This window comes from Brevundimonas albigilva (genome assembly GCF_023573565.1).
Taxonomy (GTDB): Bacteria; Pseudomonadota; Alphaproteobacteria; order Caulobacterales; family Caulobacteraceae; genus Brevundimonas; species Brevundimonas albigilva.
Map to the genome: position 1 here is coordinate 1587150 of NZ_CP097649.1, position 25942 is coordinate 1613091.

Annotated in this window: 22 protein-coding genes; 13 read left to right on the top strand and 9 right to left on the bottom strand. The window is 68.0% G+C overall.

The features are described from left to right. Positions 1–35: 35 nt before the first annotated feature. A complete protein-coding gene (locus tag M8231_RS07910; protein WP_250202551.1) occupies positions 36–2333 on the bottom strand; it encodes a spermidine synthase in 2298 nt (765 codons plus the stop codon). A 41-nt stretch (positions 2334–2374) separates the two neighbouring features. Here M8231_RS07910 and M8231_RS07915 point away from each other — a divergent pair, with 41 nt between their 5' ends. Both M8231_RS07915 and M8231_RS07920 read left to right on the top strand, forming a co-directional pair. Continuing rightward, complete coding sequence (locus M8231_RS07915; RefSeq protein ID WP_249750431.1) at positions 2375–2863, top strand: CinA family protein; 489 nt, start codon at positions 2375–2377, stop codon at positions 2861–2863. Further along, a complete protein-coding gene (locus tag M8231_RS07920) occupies positions 2860–3117 on the top strand; it encodes a sulfurtransferase TusA family protein (protein ID WP_249750430.1) in 258 nt (85 codons plus the stop codon). The genes M8231_RS07915 and M8231_RS07920 overlap by 4 nt, the downstream gene beginning before the upstream one ends. On the opposite strand, the gene M8231_RS07925 is transcribed toward M8231_RS07920, so the two are convergent. Beyond that, the gene (locus M8231_RS07925; protein ID WP_430641229.1) at positions 3071–3919 is read right to left on the bottom strand and encodes a YihY/virulence factor BrkB family protein; all 849 of its coding nucleotides are present in this window, start codon (positions 3917–3919) and stop codon (positions 3071–3073) included. The genes M8231_RS07920 and M8231_RS07925 overlap by 47 nt on opposite strands. Before the next feature lie 289 nt (positions 3920–4208). On the opposite strand from M8231_RS07925, the gene M8231_RS07930 reads away from it, so the two are divergent. Further along, on the top strand, positions 4209–5522 hold the full coding sequence (locus M8231_RS07930; RefSeq protein ID WP_250202552.1) for a diguanylate cyclase domain-containing protein: 1314 nt from the start codon (positions 4209–4211) through the stop codon (positions 5520–5522). A 3-nt stretch (positions 5523–5525) separates the two neighbouring features. Here the strand turns inward: M8231_RS07930 and mfd are convergent, their stop codons facing one another. Continuing rightward, positions 5526–8981, bottom strand: a complete 3456-nt coding sequence (mfd, locus tag M8231_RS07935) for a transcription-repair coupling factor (RefSeq protein ID WP_250202553.1) — start codon at positions 8979–8981, stop codon at positions 5526–5528. Then, the gene (locus M8231_RS07940) at positions 8982–9311 is read right to left on the bottom strand and encodes an FAD assembly factor SdhE (RefSeq protein WP_249750427.1); all 330 of its coding nucleotides are present in this window, start codon (positions 9309–9311) and stop codon (positions 8982–8984) included. Positions 9312–9411: 100 nt separating this feature from the next. Between M8231_RS07940 and recG the strand changes: the two genes are divergently transcribed. The 3 genes from recG to M8231_RS07955 are packed head-to-tail and all read left to right on the top strand — an operon-like array spanning position 9412 to position 13585. Beyond that, on the top strand, positions 9412–11499 hold the full coding sequence (gene recG / locus M8231_RS07945) for an ATP-dependent DNA helicase RecG (protein WP_249750426.1): 2088 nt from the start codon (positions 9412–9414) through the stop codon (positions 11497–11499). 12 nt (positions 11500–11511) lie between these two features. After that, positions 11512–12807 carry a nicotinate phosphoribosyltransferase gene (locus M8231_RS07950; RefSeq protein WP_250202554.1) on the top strand — a complete coding sequence of 432 codons (1296 nt, stop codon included), beginning with the start codon at positions 11512–11514 and terminating at the stop codon, positions 12805–12807. A 37-nt stretch (positions 12808–12844) separates the two neighbouring features. Further along, positions 12845–13585: a polysaccharide deacetylase family protein gene (locus M8231_RS07955; RefSeq protein WP_250202555.1), complete on the top strand. Its 741-nt coding sequence runs from the start codon at positions 12845–12847 to the stop codon at positions 13583–13585. Here M8231_RS07955 and M8231_RS07960 read toward each other — a convergent pair. Next, positions 13582–14484 (bottom strand): hypothetical protein, encoded by a 903-nt coding sequence (locus M8231_RS07960; RefSeq protein ID WP_250202556.1) that lies wholly within the window; start codon positions 14482–14484, stop codon positions 13582–13584. The genes M8231_RS07955 and M8231_RS07960 overlap by 4 nt on opposite strands. 106 nt (positions 14485–14590) lie before the next feature. Between M8231_RS07960 and M8231_RS07965 the strand changes: the two genes are divergently transcribed. Further along, positions 14591–15049 (top strand): RidA family protein, encoded by a 459-nt coding sequence (locus M8231_RS07965; RefSeq protein WP_250202557.1) that lies wholly within the window; start codon positions 14591–14593, stop codon positions 15047–15049. Next, positions 15046–16191: a GNAT family N-acetyltransferase gene (locus M8231_RS07970; RefSeq protein ID WP_249750422.1), complete on the top strand. Its 1146-nt coding sequence runs from the start codon at positions 15046–15048 to the stop codon at positions 16189–16191. Before M8231_RS07965 ends, M8231_RS07970 begins: the two co-directional genes overlap by 4 nt. Before the next feature lie 12 nt (positions 16192–16203). Here the strand turns inward: M8231_RS07970 and M8231_RS07975 are convergent, their stop codons facing one another. From M8231_RS07975 to clpS, 3 genes are all read right to left on the bottom strand, one after another. Further along, positions 16204–17841 (bottom strand): class I SAM-dependent methyltransferase, encoded by a 1638-nt coding sequence (locus tag M8231_RS07975; RefSeq protein ID WP_250202558.1) that lies wholly within the window; start codon positions 17839–17841, stop codon positions 16204–16206. Positions 17842–17970: 129 nt separating this feature from the next. Beyond that, positions 17971–20274, bottom strand: a complete 2304-nt coding sequence (gene clpA / locus M8231_RS07980; RefSeq protein WP_250202559.1) for an ATP-dependent Clp protease ATP-binding subunit ClpA — start codon at positions 20272–20274, stop codon at positions 17971–17973. Positions 20275–20287: 13 nt separating this feature from the next. Continuing rightward, positions 20288–20617 carry an ATP-dependent Clp protease adapter ClpS gene (clpS, locus tag M8231_RS07985; RefSeq protein WP_201216272.1) on the bottom strand — a complete coding sequence of 110 codons (330 nt, stop codon included), beginning with the start codon at positions 20615–20617 and terminating at the stop codon, positions 20288–20290. Positions 20618–20793: 176 nt separating this feature from the next. Here clpS and M8231_RS07990 point away from each other — a divergent pair, with 176 nt between their 5' ends. From M8231_RS07990 to M8231_RS08010, 5 genes are all read left to right on the top strand, one after another. After that, a complete protein-coding gene (locus M8231_RS07990) occupies positions 20794–21318 on the top strand; it encodes a nuclear transport factor 2 family protein (RefSeq protein WP_250202560.1) in 525 nt (174 codons plus the stop codon). 66 nt (positions 21319–21384) lie between these two features. Then, positions 21385–22356: an IS1595 family transposase gene (locus M8231_RS07995; protein ID WP_249750417.1), complete on the top strand. Its 972-nt coding sequence runs from the start codon at positions 21385–21387 to the stop codon at positions 22354–22356. Between the two features lie 94 nt (positions 22357–22450). Further along, positions 22451–22753, top strand: a complete 303-nt coding sequence (locus M8231_RS08000) for a hypothetical protein (RefSeq protein ID WP_250202561.1) — start codon at positions 22451–22453, stop codon at positions 22751–22753. A gap of 47 nt (positions 22754–22800) precedes the next feature. Beyond that, positions 22801–23990 (top strand): IS3 family transposase gene (locus M8231_RS08005; RefSeq protein WP_250201334.1). Its coding sequence is split into 2 segments (ribosomal slippage): positions 22801–23053 and positions 23053–23990, totalling 1191 coding nucleotides; the frame shifts between segments, so codons are not numbered across the junction. Between the two features lie 208 nt (positions 23991–24198). Then, complete coding sequence (locus M8231_RS08010; RefSeq protein ID WP_250202562.1) at positions 24199–24975, top strand: DUF1828 domain-containing protein; 777 nt, start codon at positions 24199–24201, stop codon at positions 24973–24975. Between the two features lie 414 nt (positions 24976–25389). Here the strand turns inward: M8231_RS08010 and M8231_RS08015 are convergent, their stop codons facing one another. Further along, a complete protein-coding gene (locus tag M8231_RS08015) occupies positions 25390–25881 on the bottom strand; it encodes a phasin family protein (RefSeq protein ID WP_249750413.1) in 492 nt (163 codons plus the stop codon). Positions 25882–25942 lie beyond the last annotated feature (61 nt).

The window sequence follows — 25942 nt, forward strand, 5'->3', positions numbered from 1 at the left end:
CCGCACCTTAACGCTCGTCTAAGGCGCGGGCTCCCTCACCGCACGGAATAGCGCCACTGGCGCATCAACGCGCCGAACAGGTTGACGTAGTCGTCTGTCCAGGGGCGCACGTCGGTCGGCTGCAATTGACGCCAACGACCGTCGTCGCGATAGGGCGCGATGCCCGCCTCGGTCGGGGAGATGATCATCGCCTCGGTCGACGCCTCGGCCATCACCGGCGTATCGTCGCGCTCGATGTATATCTGATGCAGGTTCGGGACGTCGAGCGCCTGGGCGGCCGCCTCGGCCGGCAGGGTGATCTCCAGGTTCCGGTTCGACAGGTGCAGGACCACGACCCCGTTCGGCTTCAACAGCCGCAGGTAACCCCGGATCGCTTCGACCGTCAGCAGATGGGTCGGCACCGCGTCCGAGGTGAAGGCGTCGATGACGAGCAGGTCGTACGAACCGGCCGCCTCGCGCGTCATCGTCAGGCGCGCGTCGCCCAGCACCGTTCGAACCGGTCCGTCGGCGCAACCGTTGATGAAGCTGAACCAGCGCGGATCGCGTGACATCCGATCCACCATCGGATCGATCTCGAAGAACGTCAGCCGATCCTGGGCCCGCTTGTAAGCCGCCATGGCGCCCGCCCCCTGCCCCACCACGCCGATCACGGCGCCCTGGGGATTTAGGCTCTGGGCCTGCAGCGCGGCCTGCCCCAGCGGCGTCGAGGTCGCGTAATAGAGGGTCGGCCTGCACCGATGACGCGCCGCCTGGGCCTGGGCGCCATGAAGCGTGGTGCCGTGCATCAGCACATGGACCGGACCGCCCAGCGCCGGATCGGGCGTGGTCGCCACCCGCATGACGCCGAAGAAGCTGCGCTCCGACAGGTCCCAGTCATAGCCGCGAGAGATATGATAGCCGGACCAGACCATGGTCGCGATCACCACCGTGAACAGCACCGCCCGGTCGCGGATCAGGAAGGCGAACAGGGCGGCCACGCCCAGCGCCGCCTGGGCCATTCGCACCATGTGCTGTTCAGGCACCTGCGCGCGGAACTCCGGGCTGTAACGCATCGCCTCCAGAACGCCGGGCGGGGTCAGGGCGATCGCCACGCCGGCCAGCATGCAGGCCACTTCCCACCTTTTCAGGGGACCGCGCCCCCAGGGCCGGAACAGGCCCACCAGGATCAGGACCAGCGGATATTCCCAGACCATGTTGAAAATCGCCGGCGCGACCAGGGCGTTGAACACCCCGCCTACGACGCCGCCCAGCGACAGCAACAGGTAGAATTCGGTCAGCCGGTCCGGGGCCGGCCGTCGCGCCGCCAGCAGTTGATGGCACATCAGCGCGGTGAAGAAGAAGGTGGCCAGATGGATGGCGAAGATCACCGCCCATTCTCCGGTCCGGAAGGCGATCAGCGCCGCGCAGGCGGCCGATGCGCAGCCCTGGATCGCCAGGGTGAGGGGCAGGCCGATCGCCGGCCTGGCTTCAAAGGCGATCACGAAGGTCAGCAGATACAGCGCCAGCGGCGCCACCCACAGGAAGGGCGCCGAGGCCACGTCGGTCGACAGATGCGCGGTCACCCCCAGCATCAGGCTGGACGGCCCGGCGGCCAGCAGGATCAGCATGCCGCGTTCACGCCAGGTCATCGGAGCGCTGGCGGCGAGGGCTGCAGGGTCGACCGCCCCGCCCGCCGTTGATCGACGTCGCCAAACGAGGAGCGCCAGACCCGCCACCAGCAGCACGAACAGACCATAGCCGCCGCTCCACCCCCATCTCTGGCCCGACAGGCTGGCCAGCGGCTCGATCAGGATGGGATAGGCCAAGAGGGCCAGAAAACTGCCCAGGTTGGACGCGGCGTAGAGGACGTAGGGGTTCTGACCGTCCGCATGGCCGGCGCGAACGCGCGCGAACCATGCCTGGAGCAGCGGCGCCGTCGCGGACAGCACGGCGAAGGGCGCCCCGACCGAAACGACCAGGGTTCCAAGCAGCCACAGGGTTGGCGCCGAAGGATCGGGATCGCCCAGCGCGCCGCTGATCCGCAACGGCAGGAACAGCGCGGCCGCCGCCAGCAGGACAAGGTGGATCGCGACCTGCGTCCGCAGCGCCGTGACGCGTTGCAGCAGATGCGCATAGCCGTAGCCGACCAGCAGCGCGGTCTGGAAGAACACCATCGAGGCGTTCCACACCGACGGCGACCCGCCCAGCGTCGGCAGCACCAGCTTGGCGACCATCGGCTGAACCGTGAACACCAGGCAGGCCGAGGTGAAGATCGCCACGGCGAACATCCATGGCGTCGCCTTGTCGCGCTTGACGTCGGGACGAGGCGAAGCGGGGTCGACGGCGAGGGTCATCGCCTCTGGTTAGAGCCGGACTCGCGGCCTATGAAAAGATCATGTTCCCCGAAGACATACGCGCCCAGGCGCAACAGATCGTCGCAAGCGCCGCCGCGCGCGGCCTGATGGTGGCCACGGCGGAAAGCTGCACCGGCGGCCTGGTCGCGGCGGCCCTGACCGAGATCGCCGGATCCTCGGCCGCCCTGGATCGGGGCTTCGTCACCTACAGCAACGCCGCGAAGGTGCAGATGCTGGGCGTGCCCGAGGCGACCTTGGCCGCCCACGGCGCGGTGTCGCGGCCCACGGCCGAGGCCATGGCGCGGGGCGCCGCCCACCAGGCCCAGGCCGCCGTCGCCGTCTCGATCACCGGCGTGGCCGGCCCAGGCGGCGGCTCGCCCGAGAAGCCGGTCGGGCTGGTCCATTTCGCGGCCGTCGGGCCCCGGGGACTGGTCCATCGCGAGGAACGGTTCGGCGACATCGGCCGCGACCAGGTGCGGCAGGCCGCCGTGCGCGTGGCGTTGACCCTGTTGGCGGACCAGTTGGCGTGAGCCGACCCCCGGTCGTTGTCGACGCGCGGGGTCACCGCTGCCCGACGCCCAGCCTGAAACTTCAGAAGGCCATGCAGGGCTTGGCGGAGGGAACGCGGCTGGTGCTGCTGGCCACCGACGCCATGGCCAGGATCGACGCGCCCTATCTGATGGGTCAGGTCGGCGGACGGCTGGTCTCGATCGAGGAGACGGACGGGGTGCTGCGGATCACAGTCGAGACCGGTCCCGCGAGGCCCGACGCTCCGACAGGCTGACCACGCCCGCGGCGGTCTGCTCCAGCCGCGCTTCCCGCCGGGCGGCGATCTCCATCTCGGTGGCGAAGGCGCCGCCGTAGAAGATGGCGTTGACGTTCCACGACAACCAGATCAGCAGCACCACCACCGCGCCGACCGAGCCGTAGGTGGCCCCCAGCGGCGCGATCTGTTCGACGTAGATGGCGCAAAGCCAGGACGCCACCACCGACATCAGCGTCGCCACCAGTCCCCCGACCAGCGAGGGCAGCCACGCCACCGGCGACCGATGGCTCATGGCGTAGCGATAGAGCAGCGTCAGGCCCAAGGCCAGGCCCAGCGCCGGCAGCAGGGTGTCCAGCGGACCCAGCCCGCCGCCGCTCTGCGCGCCCGCCGGGGAGGCCGCGTGCGCCAGGATCCGCACCGTCACCACCGCGCCGGACACGATGGTGAACAGGGCGAAGGCGAAGATGGCCACGAAGAAGGCCAGGAGGTTGAATCGAAAGAAGCCGTGCGGCTCCGTTTCATCGTGAATCAGGTTCAGACCGGCCAGCAAGGCCTTGAATCCCCTGTGGGCGGCATAGGCGCCGACCAGCAGGGCGAAGGCGCTCTGGGCCGAAACGGTGCGGGCCGAGGCGTTGGCCAGCCGGCTGATCTCGTCTTCGAATATCCCCTGCGCCGCAGCGGGAAGAAGGTCGGCCAGCGCCGCCGCCTGCTCGCTGACCTGACCGATGGACAGTCCCAGCTTGTAGAAGCCGATCAGGATGGCGATGGCGGGAAATACGGCCAGCAGGGCGAAGAAGGACACCCCGCCGGTGTAGAGCATGACGTCGCGGCCCCAACTGCGGGCGAACGCCCGTACCGCCAGTCGGCCCCAAAAGTCCGGCGCCTTCAGCACCGTGCGGCTAAGATGCGCGCTCAACCGGATTCTCTCGACCGCCTCGACAAGCGGGGGAAACTAACCGATTTGCCCGACATGGGAACCCTTCCCGTCCCGCCCCGGATTTCCCTCGGCCCATCAACCTGCAGCGTTGCCTGACATGCCCGCCCGTCGCTATGCTTGCCGCGCCTCGCGGGGCCAAGGATGCGGCGAAGCCGCAAGGGGAAAGACCGGTTTGGAATTCGATACGCGCGTACTGGTTCTGGCGTCGAACGACGAACGGGTCGATCGTCTGACGGCGGGGCTGGACGCCTTGGGCTGGAGAACCGTCACGGCCCGCACGGTGGAAGCGGCCCAGGCCACGCTTGGGGACTTCCCGCTGGAAGCCGCCATCGTCGACGCCGACAACTTCACGCCCGAGGTTCTGGCGCGCCTTCGCCACGCCGCCGAACCGCGCCGTCTGCCGGTGATGGTGGTGGGCGCGCGCCCGGAGGCCGCGCCTGGCGCCGACCTGGCCATGTCCAAGGCGCCGCACCCCGTCCAGGCCTCGTTGCGGCTGGAACAGTTGATTCGCGCGGCCATCGCCGAGGAGGAGTTCCGGCTTCGCGCCTCCACCTTGGCCGCGCGCGGCGTCGGCCTGGACACGCGCGCGTCGGACGACCCGCCGCTTCGCATCCTCGCGGCCGGCGCCGCGGATCGGCGCTTTCTGGCGCTGTCGAACGCGCTCGCCGCCGGGGGGGCTGAAGTGGTGGCGGCCCCCACGCCCTACACCGCCTTCGATTTCCTGCACGAGAGCAGCTTCGACGCCGCCGTCCTGTGGGGCGCCGACGACCATGCGCCCGCCCTGTCCATCGCCTCGGGCATGAAGCGCAACACGCGCCTCTATCACATCCCGCTGATGCTCTATCTGCGAGGCAAGAACGAGATAAATCTGGGCGAGCTGTTCCATCGCGGCTTCGCCGACGTCGCCTCCTCCGACACGCCCGAGATCGAGACCGCCGAGCGGGTTCTGGCCCTGGCCCAGTCGCACCGTCGCCAGCTGATCATCCGCAAGGCGCTGGATTCGGTCCGCAGCCTGGAAATCATGGACCCTTCGACCGGCCTGTTCACCGCTGAACTGTTCGCCGCCCATCTGGGTCGCGTCGCCGAGGCTTCGCGCGCGCGCCGCCGGCCCCTGTCGGTGTGCGTGCTGCGGGTGCGCGAAGGCGACGCCGTCACCCTGGCGCGTCAGGGCGGCTGGCTGGACCGCGCCATGCCCCAGATCGGCGCCATGATCTCGCGTCTGGTCCGGGTCGAGGATACGGCGGCGCGCCTGGCCAAGGAGGTCTTCGCCTTGGCCCTGCCGGCGACGCGGGGCGAGGCGGCCCGTCTGGCGGCCGAGCGGATCGCGGCGGTCATCGGCTGCACCGCCTTCGACGCCGGTCCCGACCGGTCGCCCTTCGTGGCCGAGTTCGACGTCGGCGCGGCCGAGCTCAGGCCCGACGAGACGCCGGGCCTTCTGCTGGAGCGCGCGTCGACCGACCTGTTCGCCAAGGTCGGTCAACTCTGACGATCAGGCGGCCGCCACGCGCGCCAGGTCTGCGGTGATCCGTTCGGCGACCTTCAGTCGATCCTCGGCCGAGGGCCATTCGCCCGACACCACGATCTTCTGATCCGGCCGGATCTTCCAGAAGGCGTGGTTCTTCTGGATCAGGCCGATCAGCCCCGCAGGATTGGGGAAGGTGTTGTCGCGCAGCGTCAGGACCGCGCCCTTGGGCCCGATGTCGATCTTCTCGATATTGGCCCGGCGGCAGTTGGCCTTGATGCCGACGATTTTCAACAGCTGCCGCGCCTCGTCCGGCAGGGGGCCGAAGCGGTCGATCAGTTCCGCGGCCAGGGCTTCGCGGTCCTCGCTCTGCTCGGCGTCCGACAGGCGCCGATAGAGGCTGAGACGAACGTTCAGGTCCGGCACGTAATCTTCCGGAATCAGGACGGAAGCACCGACATTGATCGCCGGCGACCAGCCGCGGTCGACCGCGCCGCCCTCACCCTTCTCCTTCAGCTCGGCGACGGCGTCCTCCAGCATTTGCTGGTACAGTTCGACGCCCACCTCGCGGATGTGGCCCGACTGTTCGTCGCCCAGCAGATTGCCGCCGCCGCGCTGGTCCAGGTCGTGGCTGGCCAGCTGGAAGCCGGCGCCCAGGTTGTCCAGCGACTGCAGGACCTGCAGCCGCCGCTCGGCGGACGGGGTCATCGGCTTGACCGGATCGGTGGTCAGATAGGCGAAGGCCCGCGCCTTGGAGCGGCCGACCCGGCCCCGGATCTGATAAAGCTGGGCCAGGCCGAACATGTCGGCGCGGTGCACGACCAGGGTGTTGGCCGTCGGAATGTCCAGACCGCTCTCGACGATGGTGGTGGAGACCAGCACGTCGTATTCCCCGTCGTAGAAGGCGCTCATCACCTCCTCCAGCTGGGTCGCGCTCATCTGGCCGTGGCCGACGACGAACTTCACCTCGGGGACCTGTTCGCGCAGGAACCGCTCGATGTCCGGCAGGTCTTTCAGGCGCGGCGCGACATAATAGGCCTGTCCCCCGCGATACTTTTCGCGCAGCAGGGCCTCGCGCACCAGAACCGGATCCCGCGGCGTCACATAGGTGCGGACCGCCAGACGATCGACCGGCGGGGTGGCGATGATCGACATCTCGCGAATGCCGGTCAGGGCCATCTGCAGGGTGCGCGGGATCGGCGTGGCGGTCAGGGTCAGCAGATGGACGTCGGCCCGCAGCGTCTTCAGCTTCTCCTTGTGCTTGACGCCGAAGTGCTGCTCCTCGTCCACGATCACCAGGCCCAGGTTCTTGAACCCGACCTGTTCGGACAGGACGGCGTGTGTGCCGACCACGATCTCTATGGAGCCGTCCTTCAGACCGGCGCGCGTCTCTGAGGCTTCCTTGGCCGGAACCATGCGCGACAGCTGGCGCACATTGACCGGCCAGCCGGCGAAACGTTCCTTGAAGGTCTTGAAGTGCTGACGCGCCAGCAGGGTCGTGGGCGCGACGATGGCCACCTGCTGGCCCGACAGGGCCACGACGAAGGCGGCCCGCAGCGCCACCTCGGTCTTGCCGAAGCCGACGTCGCCGCAGATCAGCCGATCCATGGGCACGCCCTTGCCCAGGTCCTCCAGCACGTCGCCGATGGCGTTCAGCTGGTCGTCGGTCTCCTCATAGGGAAAGCGGGCGCAGAACTCGGCGAACAGACCCGGCGGCGGGGTGACGGCGTCGGTTTCGCGCAGGGCCCGCTTGGCGGCCAGGGCGATCAGGCCCTCGGCCATGGCGCGCAGCCGCTCCTTGGCCTTGGCCTTGCGCGCCTGCCAGCCCGCGCCGCCCAGCCGGTCCAGCTGAACGCCGTCGGAATCCGACCCGTATCGGGTCAACAGATCAATGTTTTCAACGGGAAGATAGAGCTTGCTCTCACCCGCATAGAACAGTTCCAGACAGTCGTGCGGCGCCGACTGGATGTCCAGGGTCTTCAATCCCTCGTATCGCCCGATGCCGTGATCGACGTGGACGACCAGGTCGCCGGTCGTCAGGGCCGAGGCCTCCGCCAGGAAGTTCGCCGCGCGACGTTTCCGGCGCGGGCGCGCCAGCCGGTCGCCCAGGATGTCGGTCTCGGAGATCACCGCCAGGTCGTCGGTGACGAAGCCGTGCTCGACCGACAGGACGCCGCGCAGGTACACGTCCTTGGGGGCGTTCTGGACGTCCTTCCATTCGCGGACGGCGACGACATGCTCCAGTCCGTGGTCGTTCAGCATGGCGGCCAGGCGCTCTGACGAGCCCTCGGTCCAGCTGGCGAACAACACGCGGCGACCTTCCGCCTTCAGCGCCTCGGCGTGCTTGGCCACCGCCCCGAACAGATTGACGCTGTCCTGCGACCGCTCGGCGGCGAAGCTTCGCCCCAGCCGCCCGCCCGCATCGTCTCGGCCGCTTGCGAACGGCGAGAAACGGCGCACGTCGCGCCCGGCCAGCGTCTGGTTCCAGTCGCCCTGGTCCAGATAGAGCTTCTGCGGCGGCAGGGCGCGGTTGGCGATCGCATTGCCCTTGGTCTTGGCCGCCTCGGCGCGCGCCTCGTGGGCGTCGGCGATCAGGTCCCAGCGTTCGGCCCGCGCGGCCTCCACCTGATTGTCGAAATACAGCTGGGCCGCATCGGGCAGATAGTCGAACAGCGTGTCCAGCTGGTCGTAGAACAGCGGCAGCCACTGCTCCATCCCCTGGCGTCGCGCGCCCTCGCTGATGGTGGCGTACAGCGGATCGTCACCCGGCGCGCCGAACAGGTTCAGATAGCCGGTGCGGAAGCGCGAGATGGCGTCCTTGTCCAGCAGCACCTCGGACACCGGCGCCAGGGACACCGCCTTCATCTGGCCGGTCGATCGCTGGGTCTCGGGATCGAAGGCGCGGATCGATTCCAGTTCCGAGCCGAACATGTCCAGCCGCACCGGCGCCTCGAACCCCGGCGGGAAGACGTCGATCACCCCGCCGCGCACGGCGAACTCGCCGCGTTCGGACACGGTCGACGCCCGCACATAGCCGTTGGCGGCGAAGTAACCTTCCAGCGCCGCGATATCGAGATCCTGGCCGACCCGAGCGTCGAAGCCCGCAGCCGTCGTCACCGATCTCGGCGGCGTGCGCTGCATGGCCGCGGCGATGGTCGTGACGACCAGCAGGGGCTTGTCGCCGGCCTTGCGGCCCGCCAGCCGCGTCAGGGTCGCCATGCGCTGCGCCCCGATCGCCGCCGTGGGGCTCAGACGGTCGTAGGGAAGACAGTCCCAGTTCGGATATTCAAGGACTTCAACGTCCTGCGAGAAAAAACCGAACGCCTGAATGAAGGCCGAGGCGCGTTGATAATCCCGCGCCACGAAAAGGCCGACGCCGGCCTTGCCGGCCGCCTTCAGCCGTTCGGCGACGATCAGGGCGTCCAGTCCCTCGGGCGCGCCCCCCAGTTCGGCGTCGGCGCGGTGTTCGACCTTGGCGTCCATTCAGCCGATCCCCCGCCCGACCTGCGCCGCCACGTGCGCGCGCATATAAGCGCGGACCTTGTCCATCACCGGCCCGTCGAACTCGGCCGGCGTGGGGTCGCGTTCGATGATCCAGCCGTAGAGATACTGGTCTTCCTGGTCCAGCAGCGCCTCGAACGCCGTCAGTTCCTCGTCACTCATGGTCGGCGCCACGGCGTCCGCGAACGGCCCCAGCACCATGTCGGCCTCGCGAAAGCCCCGCCGCCAGGCGCGGAACTGGATGCGGCCCAGCCGGGCCTTGCGTTCGTCGGAGGGGATTTCGCCTTCGGGGCGCGCGTCGATTTCGGTCACAAGAATCCTTGCCCGGTCCAGACTTTCAAACAGGTCGCGGGAGATAGCGTTCCTGAGGCGACTTCGCCACCCGTCGCGGTCCCGCTATGTTCTCGCTCCCATGCGGCCGCCGATTCTCTTTCCGCTGTTCGCCGAGGTGGCCACGCTGAAGGGCGTCGGCCCGCGCGTCCTGCCGCTGGTGCAGAAGGTGGCGGGGCCGCTGGTGCGCGACCTGGTCTTCCTGGCGCCCGCGGGCCTGATCGTCCGCCGAGCTATGCAGGCGGCCACGGCGACCGAGGGCGAGGTCGGGGTGTTTCAGGTGACGATCGACCGGCTGTTTCCGCCGGGCCGCCCTGGCGCGCCTCTGAAAGTCCGGGCCGCCGACGAGACCGGCTTCGTCCACCTGGTCTGGTTCGGCGGATCGCCCCAGCATATCGACCGCCTGCTGCCGCGCGGGAAGACGCGGCTGGTGTCCGGCAAGGTCGAGCGTTTCAACGGCGAGGTCCAGATCGTCCACCCCGACATCGTGGCGGTGGACAAGGCCGACGACCTGGCGATGTCGGAGCCGGTCTATCCCGCGACGCAGGGGCTGACGGCCCGTCAGGTGCGAAAGCTGGTCCAGGCCGCCCTGCCCGCCGCGCCCGACCTTGCGGAATGGCAGGACCCCGCCTGGCTGGCCAAGCAGAAATGGCCCGGCTGGCGCGCGGCGCTGGAGGCCCTGCATTCGCCATCGACCGAGGCCGAGCTGGCGCCCGACGCCCCCGTACGCCAGCGCCTGGCCTATGACGAGTTCCTGGCCCACCAGCTGGCCCTGGCCCGCCGTCGTCGGGCGCGAGAGATCAAGCCCGCCCCCGTCATCGCGCCGGGCGCCGCCTCCGACCACCTATTGGCCGCCCTGCCCTTCGCACTGACGAACGCCCAGGCCCAGGCGGTCGCCGAAATCCGTCGCGACCTGGCGTCCGGCAAGCAGATGGGCCGCCTGCTCCAGGGCGACGTCGGATCGGGCAAGACGGCGGTGGCGGCCCTGGCCCTGGCCGATGCGGCCGCCAGCGGCTTCCAGTCGGCCCTGATGGCGCCGACCGAAATCCTGGCCCGGCAGCATTTCGAGAAGCTGGGCCCGCTGCTGGAAGCCGCCGGCGTGCCATCCGTCCTGCTGACCGGCCGCGACACGAACGGCCAGCGGCGCGAGAAACTGGCCGCCCTCGCTTCCGGTGCGGCCCCGGTCGCCATCGGCACCCACGCCCTGTTCCAGGACGCCGTCCGCTTCGACCGGCTGGCCCTGGCGGTGATCGACGAACAGCACCGCTTCGGCGTCGGCGAACGCCAGCGCCTTCAGGCCAAGGGCGATCCGCGCCTGGGCGCCGTGCATCTGCTGACCATGTCGGCCACCCCCATCCCGCGCACGCTGGAGCTGACCCAGTATGGCGAGCTGGAGGTCAGCCGCCTGACCGAAAAGCCGCCCGGCCGCACGCCGGTGACCACAGCCGTGCTGCCCCTGACCCGCATCGGCGAAGTGGCGGCGCGCCTCAAGGCGGCGGTCGAAAGCGGCGCCCAGGCCTATTGGATCTGCCCGCTGGTCGCGGAATCCGAGGCCGTCGACCTGGCCGCCGCCGTCGATCGCGCCGACGACCTGCGCCGCCTGCTGGGCGTGGAGGTCGGCCTGGCGCACGGCCAGATGCCCGGCGCCGAGCGCGAGGCCGTCATGGCCGACTTCGCCGACGGCCGCCTGCCCGTGCTGGTCGCCACCACCGTGGTCGAGGTCGGCGTCGACGTGCCCAACGCCTCCATCATGGTGATCGAGCACGCCGACCGCTTCGGCCTGGCCCAGTTGCACCAGCTGCGCGGCCGGGTCGGGCGCGGCGCCAAGGCCAGCGCCTGCATCCTGCTGTACGGCGGCCAGGACGGCGCGCTCGGCGAAACGGCCAAGGAGCGGCTGGAGACCCTGCGCCGCACCGAGGACGGCTTCGTCATCGCCGAGGAGGATTTCCGGCTGCGCGGCGGCGGCGACCCGCTGGGCCTGAAACAGAGCGGCTTTCCCGCCTATCGCTTCGCCGATCCGATCCGCCAACGCGCCCTGATGCTGGCGGCGGCCGACGACGCCCGCTTGGTGATGAACCGCGATCCCGACCTGGCGTCCCCGCGCGGCCAGGCGATCCGGGTGCTGGAGGAACTGTTCGACTGGAAGGCCCACAAGGCCGGTTCGGACTGATAGGGTCGCCCGATGGATCTCGCCAAACGCGCCTATGACCACGGCTTTCGCCTGGACCCGATCGTCCGCAGTCTTCTGGACACCGACTTCTACAAGCTGCTGATGCTGCAGCTGATCTGGCGCGAACATCGGGATGTGCCGGTCACCTTCCAGGTCATCAACCGTACGCGCTCGGTTCGGTTGGCCGATGACATCGACGTCGGCGCGCTGCGCGAACAGCTGGACCACGCCCGCACCCTGCGCTTCTCCAACAAGGAACTGGTCTGGCTGGCCGGCAACAGCTTCTATGGCGTCAGGCAGATCTTCTCGCCGGACTTCATGGCCTGGCTGGCCGATTATCGCCTTCCCGATTACGACCTGCGCATCGAGGACGGCCAGTATGTGCTGACCTTCTCAGGCCCCTGGGCCGAGGTGACGTTGTGGGAAATCCCAGCGCTCGCCATCCTGAACGAGCTGCGATGCCGCGCGGGCCTGCGGCGGCTGGGCCGGTTCGAACTGGACATCCTCTATTCGCGGGCCAAGACCCGGCTGTGGTCCAAGCTGGAGCGGCTGCGCGCCCTGCCCGACCTGGCCCTGTCGGACTTCGGCACCCGGCGCCGTCACGGCTTCCTGTGGCAGCGCTGGTGCATCCAGGCGCTGCAGGAGGGGCTGGGGCGGTCCTTCATCGGCACCTCGAACGTGCTTCATGCGATGGAGAACGACCTGGAGGCCATCGGCACCAACGGCCATGAGCTGCCTATGGTCATGGCGGCCCTGGCGCCCGACGACGACGCCCTGGCGGCCACGCCCTACGCCGTGCTGGACGAATGGCGACGCCACTACGCGGGAAATCTGCTGATCGTCCTGCCCGACGCCTTCGGCACCGAGGCCTTCCTGGACCAGGCGCCGGACTGGGTCGCCGACTGGACCGGCTTCCGCCCGGATTCCGCGCCGCCGATCGAGGCGGGCGAACGGCTCATCGCCTGGTGGAAGGGCCGCGGGCGCGATCCGGCCAAGAAGCTGCTGATCTTCTCGGACGGCATGGATGTCGAATCCATCGAGGCGGTCCATGCGCGCTTCCACGGCCGCGCCCGGCTCAGCTTCGGCTGGGGCACCAATCTGACCAACGACTTCCGCGACTGCTCGCCCGCCCCGGCGCCGGAACTGGAGCCGATCTCGCTGGTCTGCAAGGTGGTCGAGGCGGGCGGCCGTCCCGCCGTCAAGCTGTCGGACAATCCGGAAAAGGCGGTCGGCGAGCCGGGCGAGATCGACCGCTATCGCCGGGTCTTCGGCGTGCGCGGCGCGGTGGCCCAGCCGGTCCGCGTCTGAAACCCGCCCTTAAGGCCGCACGTGGCACAAGGCCGGCATGAGCGCCTTCATCGACAAGATGCGCCGCCGCGCCGGCCGCTACCTGGACGTCCGCCCCGTGACGATCCGCCCGCCGCGCGGCGTGCTAAGCCTGTCGTTCGACGACATTCCCCGCTCCGCCTGGACCGAGGCGGGTCCGATCCTGGCCCAGCATGGGATCAAGGCCACCTACTATGTCTGCGGCGGCCTGTCGGGGGGCCGCAACCTGGACCTGCCGCAGTTCGAGGTGGAGGACCTCCAGACCCTCCACGCCGCCGGTCACGAGGTCGGCTGCCACACCTATGGGCACGTCTCGACCCTGGGCCTGTCGCCCGCCGAACTGGAGGCTGACCTGGGCCGCAACGCCGCCTGGGTCGCCGAACGGCTGGACGGCCATGAGATGCGCACCTTCGCCTATCCGTTCGGGGACTGCGCGCTGCGCGCCAAGCCGGTGATCGACCGCCGCTTCCTTTGCGGGCGCGGCGTGCGCGACGGGATCAACGCCGGCCGCGCCGATCGCAATCTGCTCCAGGCCATCGGCCTCGAAAGCCGCCGCCTGCCCGGTTACGACCTGGAGAAACTGGTTCAGGACACCGCCGACGCCCACGGCTGGCTGATCGCCTATGGCCACGACGTCAGCGACAGTCCCACCCCCTACGGCTGCCGCCCGGAGGACATCGACCGGCTGATAGGCTTGGCCAAGGCCGCCGGGCTGGACATCCTGCCGGTCGGGGCGGCGTGGGCGCGGGCGGCGCGCTAGGCGACGTCGGACTTGCGCCGATCCGCCCAGGCGATCAGTTCCTTGCGCGGCCAGACCATCAGCCACGAGCGGGCCGTGTAGTCGCCGCTGTCGATCAGCGCCTTGCGGCTGGCCGAGGCCGCGCCGGCGCGCAGGGTGTGGATTTCGCCCGGCCCCTGGTGAACCATGAAGGCCCCGCCCTTCAGCGGATTCAGGCGCAGGTGGGCCAGGCGGGGGCTGATCTCGATCAGGGGCGGATCATAGAACCAGCTGGAGCCGATCATGCCCGCCAGTTCGGGTCGCGCGCGGCACAGTTCGGCCGCCGTGGCCCAGGCCTCGTTCCAGCCCTCTTCGTTGAACCCGCGCAGCCAGCGGCTTTCGGTGTGCACCTCCAGCCAGGGTTCCTTCCTGGCCCCGGCCGCCAGATAGCGCAGCAGCGGCCCGAACCCGCGTCCGTCCAGCGCGTGTTGCAGCATCTGCTTGGGCCCCAGCGGCGAAGACAGGTCGATCACCTGGCTCTTGGCGCCTGGCACGCTGAGCGCCAGCGAGAAGCGCACGTCCTTGGCCCAGTGGTCGAAGTCGTAGACGCCTTCGGCCTTGTCCAGGAAACCCGCGACCTGCTCGATCCAGTAGGGGTAGAGGTCCGTCACCGCCGGCGGCAGCTCCAGCGCCGTCACGCGGCCGGGCAACTGCAGCATCCAGGCGGCGACCAGGCCGCGCCGCACGTCGTCGGAGGTTTCCGCACCCAGGGCGGCGTCCACCGCCTTGGCCGGCATCTCGAACTCCCAGTGGGACGCGGCCTCCGCGGCCTTGGCTGCGGCGGGTGCGGCCATGGCGTCGACGCGGGCGCGGTCCTGGGGCGACAACCGGGCCAGGACGCCCTCGAACACCGGCTGATGAGAAGACGGTTGCATATCCATGACCGCATCATCGCATGATGCGGTTGGCGAACGCTTAAAGCGCCGGCGACGGGTGACGCGGGGCTTGCCGCAGGCTAGACCGCCGCCCAGATCAGAGGAGCATTCCATGACCATCGACGCCCGCATCGCCGAACTTGGCATCACCCTGCCGGAACCCGCCAAGGCGGTGGCCAACTATGTGCCCTTCGTCCAGACGGGGAGCCTGGTCCACATCTCGGGCCAGCTGTCGAACGACGCCTCGGGCGGGGTGAAGGGCACGGTCGGCGCCGACGTGACGCCGGAACAGGCCAACGCCGCCGCGCGCCTGTGCGGGATCAACCTGCTGGCCCAGATCAAGGCCGCCTGCGACGGCGACCTGTCACGCGTGGTCCGCGTGGTCAAGCTGGGCGGCTTCGTCCAGGCCGGGCCGGACTTCGACGCCATCCCGGCCGTCATCAACGGCTGTTCGGACCTGATGGTCGAGGTGTTCGGCGACGCCGGCCGGCACGCCCGCTCGGCCGTCGGCGTCTATCGCCTGCCGCTGGGCTTCGCCGTCGAGGTCGACGCAATCGTGGAGATCCGTTGACCTTCCAGATCACGGTTCACGACGGGATCGCCGACATCGGCCAGGCCGCGTGGGACGCCTGCGCGGACCCGACCGGCGATCCCTTCGTTTCCTACGCCTTCCTTCACGCCTGCGAAGGGTCGGGCAGCGCGGTCCCGTCCCAGGGCTGGGGACCGCGTCACCTGGCGCTAAGGGGCGAGGACGACGCCGTCCTGGGCGTCATGCCCCTCTATCTGAAGGGCCACAGCCAGGGCGAATACGTCTTCGACCACAGCTGGGCCGACGCCTATGAACGCGCCGGCGGCCGCTACTATCCCAAACTGCTGGGGGCGGTGCCCTTCACCCCCGCGACCGGGCCGCGCTTCCTGGCCCACCCGGACGCCGACCTTGCGAACGTGCGCCAGGCCCTGATCCAGGGCGCCCTGACCCTGACCGAGCGGCTGGGCGTGTCGTCGCTGCACGTCAACTTCCCGACCGAGCCGGACTGGCGGGCGATGACCGAGGCGGGCCTGCTGGCGCGCCAGGACATGCAGTTCATCTGGCGCAACGACGGCTATCGGACCTTCGACGACTTTCTGGGCGCCCTGTCGTCCAACCGGCGCAAGACCATCCGGCGCGAGCGGCGCGACGCCCAGGCCGGGCTCGACATCCGCATCCTGACCGGCGCCGACCTTACCGAGGACGCCTGGGACGCCTTCTTCGCCTTCTACATGGACACGGGCGACCGCAAATGGGGGCGGCCCTATCTGACGCGCGCCTTCTTCTCGATGGTGGGCCAGACCCTGGCGGACCGCATCGCCCTGGTCATGGCCTATCGCGACGACGCCCCCATCGCCGGGGCGTTGAACTTCATCGGTCGCGACGCCCTCTACGGCCGTCAGTGGGGAACGCTGGAGGACGTGCCCTTCCTCCACTTCGAACTTTGCTACTACCAAGCCATCGAATTCGCCATTTCGCGCGGCCTGTCGCGCGTCGAGGCCGGCGCCCAGGGCGAGCACAAGATCGCCCGCGGCTATCTGCCCTCGCCCGTCTATTCGTCCCACTTCATCGCCGACACCGCCCTGCGCGGCCCGGTGGCGCAATATCTGAGGCGCGAAGGCCCGGCCGTGGAGGCCGAGATCGCCGCCCTGACCGAGGACCAGTCGCCGTTCAAGAAGGCATGAGGTCCAGGGGTCTCACGCCTTCTGACCCCACAGCTGATACATGCCGGCGAACAGGGTCGGCTGGGCGGCCTCCAGCCGGTCCCACAGCTCCATGTCCAGCGGATCGGCCGCCCAGAAGGCCTGCCGGAACGCGGCCTGCGCCTGGGACGGCGGCTCGAAGCCGACCAGTCGAAGCCCCGCCTGGGCCAACAGTTCGACCAACTGGGGCGGGGTGTAGCGGTGCTCCTGCACGTGGAAGACCAGATCGCGACAGCCGCTCAGGCTATAGAAGTCCTCGCTGGTCCTGAGGGCCGCCAGCGGGTCATCGTTCGGCAGCGCCAGGACATGGGCGCGAAAGGCGCGGATGTCGGCCGCGCTCGCCGTCCAGCCGCGCTCGCGGATCAGCGCATGGGCGCGCCGGATCGGAGCGCGCGCCCGTTCGCTGTAGAGCGCCAGCCGGACCACGCCGCCAGAGCGCAACACACCCGCCAGCCGCGCCAGACCGTCCTGCGGCCGCGCCATGTGATGCAGGACGCCGGTGCTGACGACCACATCGAACGGCCCCATGTCCGGCTCCAGCGCCAGGATGTCGCCCTGCACGAACCGCACACGGTCGAGGCCCAGTTGCTCCGCCACGCGCGCGCCATAGGCCAGGCTGGCGCGGCTCAGATCCAGGGCCGTGATCGCCAGGCTGGGATCGGTCCGGGCCAGGTCGATCGGCTCGAACCCCGTGCCGCAGCCGGCCGCCAGAACCGTCCGCGCCCGCCTTGCGAAGGCCGCTTGGTCCAGCCGGGGCAGCGCCTCGATTTCCTGCGACAGGACGCGGCGCGGCGGTTGGGGCGGCGCGGCCCAGCGCGGATAGGGATTGCCCTCGTATTGCGCCCGCACGGCTTGGGACACGTCGTCGCCCGTGTCCGGCGTCAGCCGCTCGACGGCTTGCGCCAGTCCCATTTCCCGCGCCGGCTCCTGAATGGTCTTTCGCACCAACAGGTCCGTCAGGGGGCCTTGCCAGGTCATCATCACATCGTCGGCGCGCGGCGACCTGAACAGGGGCGAAACCGGCGCCGAATCTTCCACCCCCTCTGGCTCGTCGTCCAGATGCTCCGCCAGATAGCCATTCAGGGCCAGGGCCTGCGCCAGCGTGCGCCAGCCCTCGCCGCCCCGCCCCTGCGTCGCCGTCAGCGCGTGGCGCAGGGCGTCGAGGCGCGCCTCCATCGCCGCATCCACGTTCAGGCACCGCGACAGGAAGGCGATCCACAGGGCGTCGCCGCCCAGCGCCTCCAGGGCTTCGGCTGTCTCTTCGAACCTCGGTGTCTTCAGCAACAGGACACGCGCGGTCGTGCGCGCCAGGACCTGCGGATCGACCGAGGACTCGCCCAGCAGAGCCGTCAGGTCCGCGTCCAGCACCGGATGCCAGCGGCTGGGGGTCAGGCCCGCCAGCAGCTGCGCCAGGGCCGGCGCCACGCGCGCCCGCGCTTGCGGCGTCTCGGCGCCCCCCAGGGCGCGGCTGAGAACCTCGGTCGCCTGGCCGGGGTCGCCATGCGCGGCCAGGAACAGCCCCATCGCGGCCAGCGCGCCCGGATGATTTTGGTCCACGGCCAGAGCCGCCTTCAGCAGTTCGAACCCGGCGTGAAGGTCGCCGGCCGCCAAGCGCGCTTCGGCCTCGCCCACGCGCCCCGCCGTTTCGTCCTGCCCCGCCTGTGACCGCATCGGCGCACTATGGCCCGGCGTCGCGCGCCGCGCATGAAAAAAGGCCCGGGCGTCGCCGCCCGGGCCCGATCTCGGATCGGCGGGCGCCGATCAGGCCGTCTCTTCCTCTTCCGACTTGGCCGGAGCGCCCGAGGGGCCCGTGATGTCGAAGTCGATCTTGCCGTCCTTCAGCTGGACCTTGACGTGTCCGCCGCGCGTCAGACGGCCGAACAGGATGTCGTCGGCCAGCGGCTTCTTGATCGAGTCCTGGATGACCCGGGCCAAGGGGCGCGCCCCATACAGTTCGTCGAAGCCGTTCTTGGCCAGCCAGTCGGCCGCCTCGTCGGTCAGCTCGATGGTGATGTTGCGGTCCGCCAGCTGGGCTTCCAGCTGCAGCACGAACTTGGTCACGACCGAGCGGATCGTTTCGGCGCTCAGCGGCTTGAAGGCCACGATGGCGTCCAGGCGGTTCCTGAACTCCGGCGCGAACAGGCGCTGGATGGCCTTGTCGTCCTCGCCCTCGACCTTGCCCCGGCCGAAACCGATGGAGGCGCGGGCGTTGTCGGCGGCGCCGGCGTTGGTGGTCATGATCAGGATGACGTTCCTGAAATCGACCTTCTTGCCGACCGCGTCGGTCAGCATGCCGTTGTCCATCACCTGCAACAGGATGTTGTAGACGTCCGGGTGCGCCTTCTCGATTTCGTCCAGCAGGATGACGGCGTGCGGATGCTGGTCCACGGCGTCGGTCAGCAGCCCGCCTTGGTCATGGCCGACATAGCCCGGAGGCGCGCCGATCAGCCGGCTGACGGTGTGGCGCTCCATGTATTCCGACATGTCGAACCGCTGCATCTCGATCCCGAGGGTGGAGGCCAACTGCTTGGCCACCTCGGTCTTGCCGACGCCGGTGGGGCCGCTGAACAGGAAGCTGCCGATCGGCTTGTTCGGATCGCGCAGACCCGCCCGCGCCAGCTTCATCGCGGCCGAGACCTGCTCGATCGCCTGTTCCTGACCGAAGACGACGCGATTCAGGTCGGTCTGCAGTTCCTTCAGGCTCTCGGTGTCGGACTTGGAGACCGACTTGGCCGGAATGCGCGCCATCTTGGCGATGACGGCCTCGACCTCCTTCTGGCCGATGACCTTCTTGCGCTTGGATTCGACCACCAGCATCTGCGAGGCGCCGGCCTCGTCGATCACGTCGATCGCCTTGTCCGGCAGCTTCCGGTCGGTCATGTAGCGGGCCGACAGTTCGACCGCCGTTCGGATGGCGCTGTCGGTGTAGCGGACCTTGTGGTGCTGCTCGTAATAGGTCTTCAGCCCCTTCAGGATCTTCACCGAATCCTCGACCGTCGGCTCATTGACGTCGATCTTCTGGAAGCGACGCACCAGGGCGCGGTCCTTCTCGAAGTGCTGGCGATATTCCTTGTAGGTCGTCGATCCCATGCAACGCAGCGACCCCGACGCCAGGGCGGGCTTCAGCAGGTTTGAGGCGTCCATCGCTCCGCCCGAGGTCGCGCCCGCGCCGATCACCGTATGGATCTCGTCGATGAACAGGACAGCATTGTCGTGGTTCTCCAGTTCCTTGACGACCTGCTTCAGCCGCTCCTCGAAGTCGCCGCGATAGCGGGTGCCGGCTAGCAGCGCGCCCATGTCCAGGCTGTAGATGGTCGCGTCCTTCAGGACGTCCGGCACGTCGCCGTTGACGATCTTGCGCGCCAGGCCTTCGGCGATGGCGGTCTTGCCGACGCCGGGGTCGCCGACCAGCAGCGGGTTGTTCTTGGTGCGGCGGCACAGGATCTGGATCGAGCGCTCGACCTCGGCCTGACGGCCGATCAGCGGATCGACCTTGCCCTGGCGCGACTTCTCGTTGAGGTCGACGCAATAGGCTTCCAGCGCCTCTCCGCCCGACTTGACGGCCGATGCGTCCTCGGCCTCCTCGGGGCTCGAACCCTTGGCGGGCCGGGTTTCGCCGGCGCCCGCCTTCTTGGCGATGCCGTGAGCGATGAAGTTGACCGCGTCATAGCGCGTCATGTCCTGCTCCTGCAGGAAATAGGCGGCGTGGCTCTCGCGTTCGGAGAAGATGGCGACCAGCACATTGGCGCCCGTCACCTCCTCGCGGCCCGAGGACTGGACGTGGATGACCGCGCGCTGGATCACGCGCTGGAAGCCGGCGGTCGGCTTGGCGTCCTCGCCGTCGGCCGTGGCCAGGGCGGCCAGGTCGTTGTCGACATAGAGGGTCAGCGCCGTCTTCAGGGCGGTCAGTTCGACATTGCAGGCGCGCATGACCGCTGAGGCGTCGGGGTCGTCCGTCAGCGCCATCAGCAGGTGTTCAAGGGTGGCGTATTCGTGCCGGCGCTCATTGGCGTAGGCCACCGCGCGGTGCAGGGTTTCTTCGAGAGGACGGGAAAATGAAGGCATAGGGAGGCTCCTCTCAGTCCTTTTCCATCGTGCATTGCAGCGGATGCTGGTGGCGGCGCGCGGTCTCGATGACCTGGGCGACCTTGGTCTCGGCGACTTCGTAGGTGAAGACGCCGCACACCCCGACGCCATGCTGGTGCACATGCAGCATGATGCGGGTGGCTTCCTCGCGGCTCTTCTGGAAGAACCGCTCCAGCACATAGACGACGAATTCCATCGGCGTGTAGTCGTCGTTCAGGATCAGCACCCGGTACAGCGAGGGCTTCTGAAGCTTCGGCTTGGTTTCGGTGACGGTGGCGGCGCCTTGGCCGCCGCCCGTTTCACCGGGCCTTTGAATGGGCATTCGTATTCCGTAATCGGGGAGTCGTCTTGGCTCTCAGATAGGGAATGATGGCCTGATTTGAAGCGGCGTCCAGTCACGGCTTTCGTGAGCAGGCCGGGTGAACAAAGTTTCACGCGACTTCCGCGTCGCCAGGCCGCACCACGGTGCGACATTCCGTTCGACAAGGACGCCCCGCCATGCTGCTGACATCCGCCCTCGCGGTCCTGACACTGGGCCAATCCGCGACCGGCCCCGCCGCCTTGCCCGATCCGGCCGAACTGACGACGATCGTCGCCGCGCGCGACGCTGACCTTTTCGCAGTGATGTTCGACCGCTGCGATCCGCAGGCCCTGTCGGACCTGGTGACGGAGGATCTCGAATTCTACCACGACCGGGGCGGCCTGACGGCGACGCGGACCGCCTTCGTCCAGGATTATCGCCAGGCTTGCGAAGCCGCGACGGGTCCGCAAGCCTATCATTCGCGGCGCGAACTCGTACCCGGCACGATGCGCGTTTACGCCATCCCCGGCGTCGGCGCGGTCGAGGAAGGCCGCCATCGTTTCTATGAACGCCAGGGCGACGGCCCCGAACGCCTGGTCGGCCAGGCGCGGTTCTCGGTGCTGTGGCGGCTGGAAGGCGACGGGCGCTGGCGGTTGGCGCGCGCCTTCAGCATCCACCATGAGGCGCTATCCCCACAGGTCGCCGAGCCAGAAGCCAAATGAAAGGCGTATCCGTATTTGACAAACCCATACGAAATGGTAGGTTGGTCTGGTAAGGAGAAACCCGCCGTGTCCGTTCTGTCCAAGCCCTATTTCCACGATGAAGCCGCTGCCTTCGCTTACGTCGAAGGTATCATCTGGGGTTCGGAGCCGACGTGCCCGCATTGCGGCGTCGTGGGTCGGGCCTATGCCCTAAAGAACGTGCGCTCGAAGCCCTCGAAGAAGAACCCGGAAGGCGTGGTTCGCCACGGCCTCAAAAAGTGCGGCGCCTGCCGTGGCCAGTTCACCGTTCGCAAGGGCACGATCTTCGAGGAAAGCCACCTCGAAATGCACAAGTGGCTACAGGCGATCTACCTGATGTGCGCCTCGAAGAAGGGCATCAGCGCCCTACAGCTGCAACGCACCCTCGAAGTCCAGTACAACACCGCGTGGTTCCTGGCCCACCGCATCCGCGAGGCCATGCGCTCTGGTGATCTGGCTCCCTTCGGTCAGGGTGGCGGCGCTGTTGAGGTCGATGAAACCTACATCGGCCGCGAACCCGGCAAGCCGGTCAAGCGCGCCTTCCACCACAAGATGAAGGTGCTCTCGCTGGTGGACCGCTCCACTGGCCAAGTCCGTTCGGTCGTGGTGGACAACATCCGCCCCGCCACCATCGCCCCCATCGTGCTGGACAACCTGCACCGCGAAGCCCGCCTGATGACCGACGAAGCCGGTCACTATCTGGCGGTCGGTCGTCAGTTCGCGGAGCACGGCATGGTCCGCCACGGTCAGGACGAATACGTCTCGACCGACGACCGCACCATCCACACCAACACCATCGAAGGCTACTTCTCGATCTTCAAGCGCGGCATGAAGGGCGTCTATCAGCACTGCTCGAAGAAGCACCTGCACCGCTATCTGGCGGAGTTCGACTTCCGTTATTCCAATCGCTCGGCCACTGGCTGCGAGGATCAGGAGCGCGCGCTGCGCGCCGTGCTGGGTGGCGTCGGCAAGCGCCTGACCTACCGACGGACTGACATCCGGGCCGCGACCGCCGCCTAGTGGCAAGAAGCGAAGGGCGAGGTGGAGGTCAAAGTAAGATCGACTTGCGGTAGCTCGTCCGCCCGACCTAACGTTGTCGCATGGGAGGGGCACAATGCTGACTTTGGTGGACATTATCCGCGCGCCAAAATCCAATGTGCAGATTGGGCCGTGGAAGTCTGGGAAGGTGCCCAATGCTGCATTGCCGCTGGGGCGCGCCCTTAAATACGGCCCATCTTGGGATTGGCGGCTGGTGGAGTTTGACGCGCTGGGTGAGCACTACCGCGTCCTGATCCTTCTCAGCGAAGAGACAGAACGGTTCTCGGCAGTACTCGCGTTGGACCATCAGAAGGGCTGCTTGGTTCTGTGTCACCATGAACTACACACATCGCACAAGCTCTGTGACGTGACCCCCTGAAACTCCTCCAGGAATAGCTAGAGTCCGCCCAACGAAGGACGGACAGAATGAAGCGATCGAGGTTCACGGAAGAGCAGATCATCGGGATCCTGTGGGAGCAGGAGGCCGGTGTAGCGACGGCGGAGGTGTGCCGACGCCACGGGGTCAGCTCGGCGACCTTTTACAAATGGAAGGCCAAGTTTGGCGGGCTCAACGTGTCGGAGGCTCGGCGGCTCAAGGCGCTCGAGGATGAGAACGCCCGGCTGAAGCGGATGCTGGCGGACGCGATGCTGGACAACGTGGCCCTGAAGGACCTGCTGGGAAAAAAGTGGTGACGCCCGCCGGCTATCGCGAGGCGGCTGGCCATCTGCAGGCCGCCTACGAGATGAGCGAAAGGCGGGCGTGCCGTGTGCTGGGCGTCGATCGGACGAGCGTGCGCTATCAGGCGACGCGCCCGGACGACGGCGCTCTGCGCGACCGGCTGAAGGCCCTGGCCCAGGACCGTCGACGGTTCGGCTATCGTCGCCTGCACGTGCTGCTGCGGCGCGAGGGCCATGCGGTCAACAGGAAGCGGGTCCAGCGGATCTATCGCGAGGAGCAACTGACGGTGCGCCGGCGCGGCGGCCGGAAGCGAGCGATGGGCCCGCGGCGACCGCTGGACCTGCCGCTGGCGCCCAACCAGCGCTGGTCGCTGGACTTCGTCGCAGACCAGATGACGGACGGGCGGCGCTTCCGCATCCTGACGGTGATCGATAACTGCACGCGCGAGTGCCTGGCGCTGGTGGCCGACACCTCGCTGTCGGGCGCGCGGGTCGTGCGGGAGTTGGACGCCGTCATCCGGCAGCGAGGGCGGCCCGACACCATCGTCAGCGACAACGGCACGGAGTACACCTCGAACGCGGTCCTGGCCTGGGCCGACGACACCGGCGTCGGCTGGCACTACATCGCGCCGGGCAAGCCCCAGCAGAACGGCTTCAACGAAAGCTTCAACGGGCGGCTGCGTGACGAGCTGCTGAACGAGACGCTGTTCCGCTCGCTGCCGCACGCTCGCGCCGTGCTGGAGGCGTGGCGACGCGATTACAACGAGCAGCGTCCGCACTCGAAGCTCGGGTGGCTGACGCCGCAGGCTTATGCAGAAGCGCTCACCGGACACATCGGCCGGCCTGCTGCGCTGGTTGGAGGCTGCGCTGACCGGCCTCTTGCCAACCCAGCCGATCACAGCTCAGATCAACCTAGGACTCTCGTTATGGCTGGATGAGAAACGGGGGTCACGTCATCTGGCACTGCCACCTGATAAAGGGTAATGTGTGGGAAACTTTTCCTAACGTGCTTCGCGATAAAAACCGCATGGTGGGGTGGCCCAAGTCCGGCGGTAAACGTTGGAGTGAGGATTTTCCGGTCACAAAGGCCAACGCTCTTTCCATCGCAGCCAAGCGTTATCGCTTCGAAGAACAGGGAGGCTTGTGTTGAATATTCAGGACGACATTTGCGAAGCCCTCTGTGGGGGATTTGAAGTTCGCAGGTTGAAAATGGGGTACGCAATCCGTTCCCCATTTACATGGTTTACCGGCGACGCCCTCACGTTCTACGCGCGCCTTGACGGCGGTCGCGTCCGTATCGAGGACGACGCCGCCTCCTATGCGGAGCTTGAGGGAGCGGGGGTAGACTTCTCTACCGACACCCGCCTCGGAATCCTCAGCGGCTTGATGGAAGAGCACGGGGTCGAGTTCGACCAAGTGGCGATGCGTTTCCAGACGGCTTGGTTGTCGGGGCAGCAGGCCGGTGAAGGAGCGGCACGCTTCCTCGCCTTTATGCACCGCCTGCAGGACATGGTCTTCACGACGCGCGACAGGGTCGCCAGTACGTTCCGCGATGATCTCGTAGCGGCGCTGGCGGACAGGTTCGGGGCGGAGGCCGACATCGGCGTCGACGAGCCAGCGGCTGAGGGCCTGAAAGATTACGTTGTCGACGTTTTGGTCAAGCATAAGAGCGGGCGACGCGTAGCCATCTTTGCCGGGATAACCGAACACCGCGCTCTTGAGGCGGTCCTCCTTTCGAAGGAGCTGGAGCTGAAGGGGGAGGAAAACGTGATTCCGTTCCTGATCTATCAAGAGACGAACACGAAGCGTGTGAGCATACGAACCCAATCGAGAGCAATGAACAGCGACCTAGAGCTTGGCACTTGGGATGGTGCGAGGGTCGAAGTCTTGGACAAGGTGGCGAAACGTGCGACCCGACGCTGACCCCAAGACCCAGGCGGACAAGTTCCGCGAACTTGCGCGCGAGCTAGAGTGCGACGAGGACGAAGCCGCCTTTGAAGAGAAGGTGCGGCGGGTAGCGACCGCGCCGAAGCCGGAAGCCGAAAAAAAGCCGTGAGCGGGTTTAGCGACAAAGAGCGCGAGGCCGAGGCCGATCGACGGAAGGCGGCGGACCTGGCGAAAGACGTTAGGCCGAGGAGTTGCGTCGGCCCAACAGCAGAGTGCATCCATTGTGGCCGGTCGTTCCCGCTACATGAGGGCCACATTGGCGAAGTTAGCCTCTGCGACCACTGCCTCCACCGCGACTAGCGGTCCACAGGTTTGTCAAATACGCATACGCCAAATGAAAAGGCCCCGGCGATTCCGCCGGGGCCTTGGTCATCCGATCGAGGATCAGGCTCAGCGCGCGGCCTGGAAGGTCTCGACCGAGGCGGTCACGCGCTCGTTGATCGGCTTGAAGCTATCCTTGACGGTCGTGGTGACGATCTCGTTCGTCTTGGACAGTTCGGCGACGTAGCGTTCCATCGCCTTCTTGGCCCAGGTGGTTTGCAGTTCGAAGAACTCCTGCACCGAACGGGCGCCAGACAGGTCCTTGCTGGCGGCGACGCCGTCTTCCCACGAAGCCTTGGCGAAGCCCATCGCCTGTTGCGACAGGGCCTCGGCGCCCTTCTGGGCCACGGCGGCCGACTCGACCAGGGCGTCCAGGTTCTTCTTGCCGTGCGCGTTCAGTTCGCCCATCGACGCAACCGACTTGTCGATGCCTTCGCGAAACGCGTTGGCGCCGGCGGCCTGAAAGGTCTCGGCCTGAGCCTTGGCCTTGGCGGCGGCCGAGGTCGCGGCGGCGGTCGCCTGGTCGGCGGTCTTCTTCACGGTCTCAGCGGTGTCAGCCATTGTCTCGTCTCCGTCTGTAAGGCCCGTCGGGGCGCGGGCGTCGGAAGTCTGATGGCGGCCT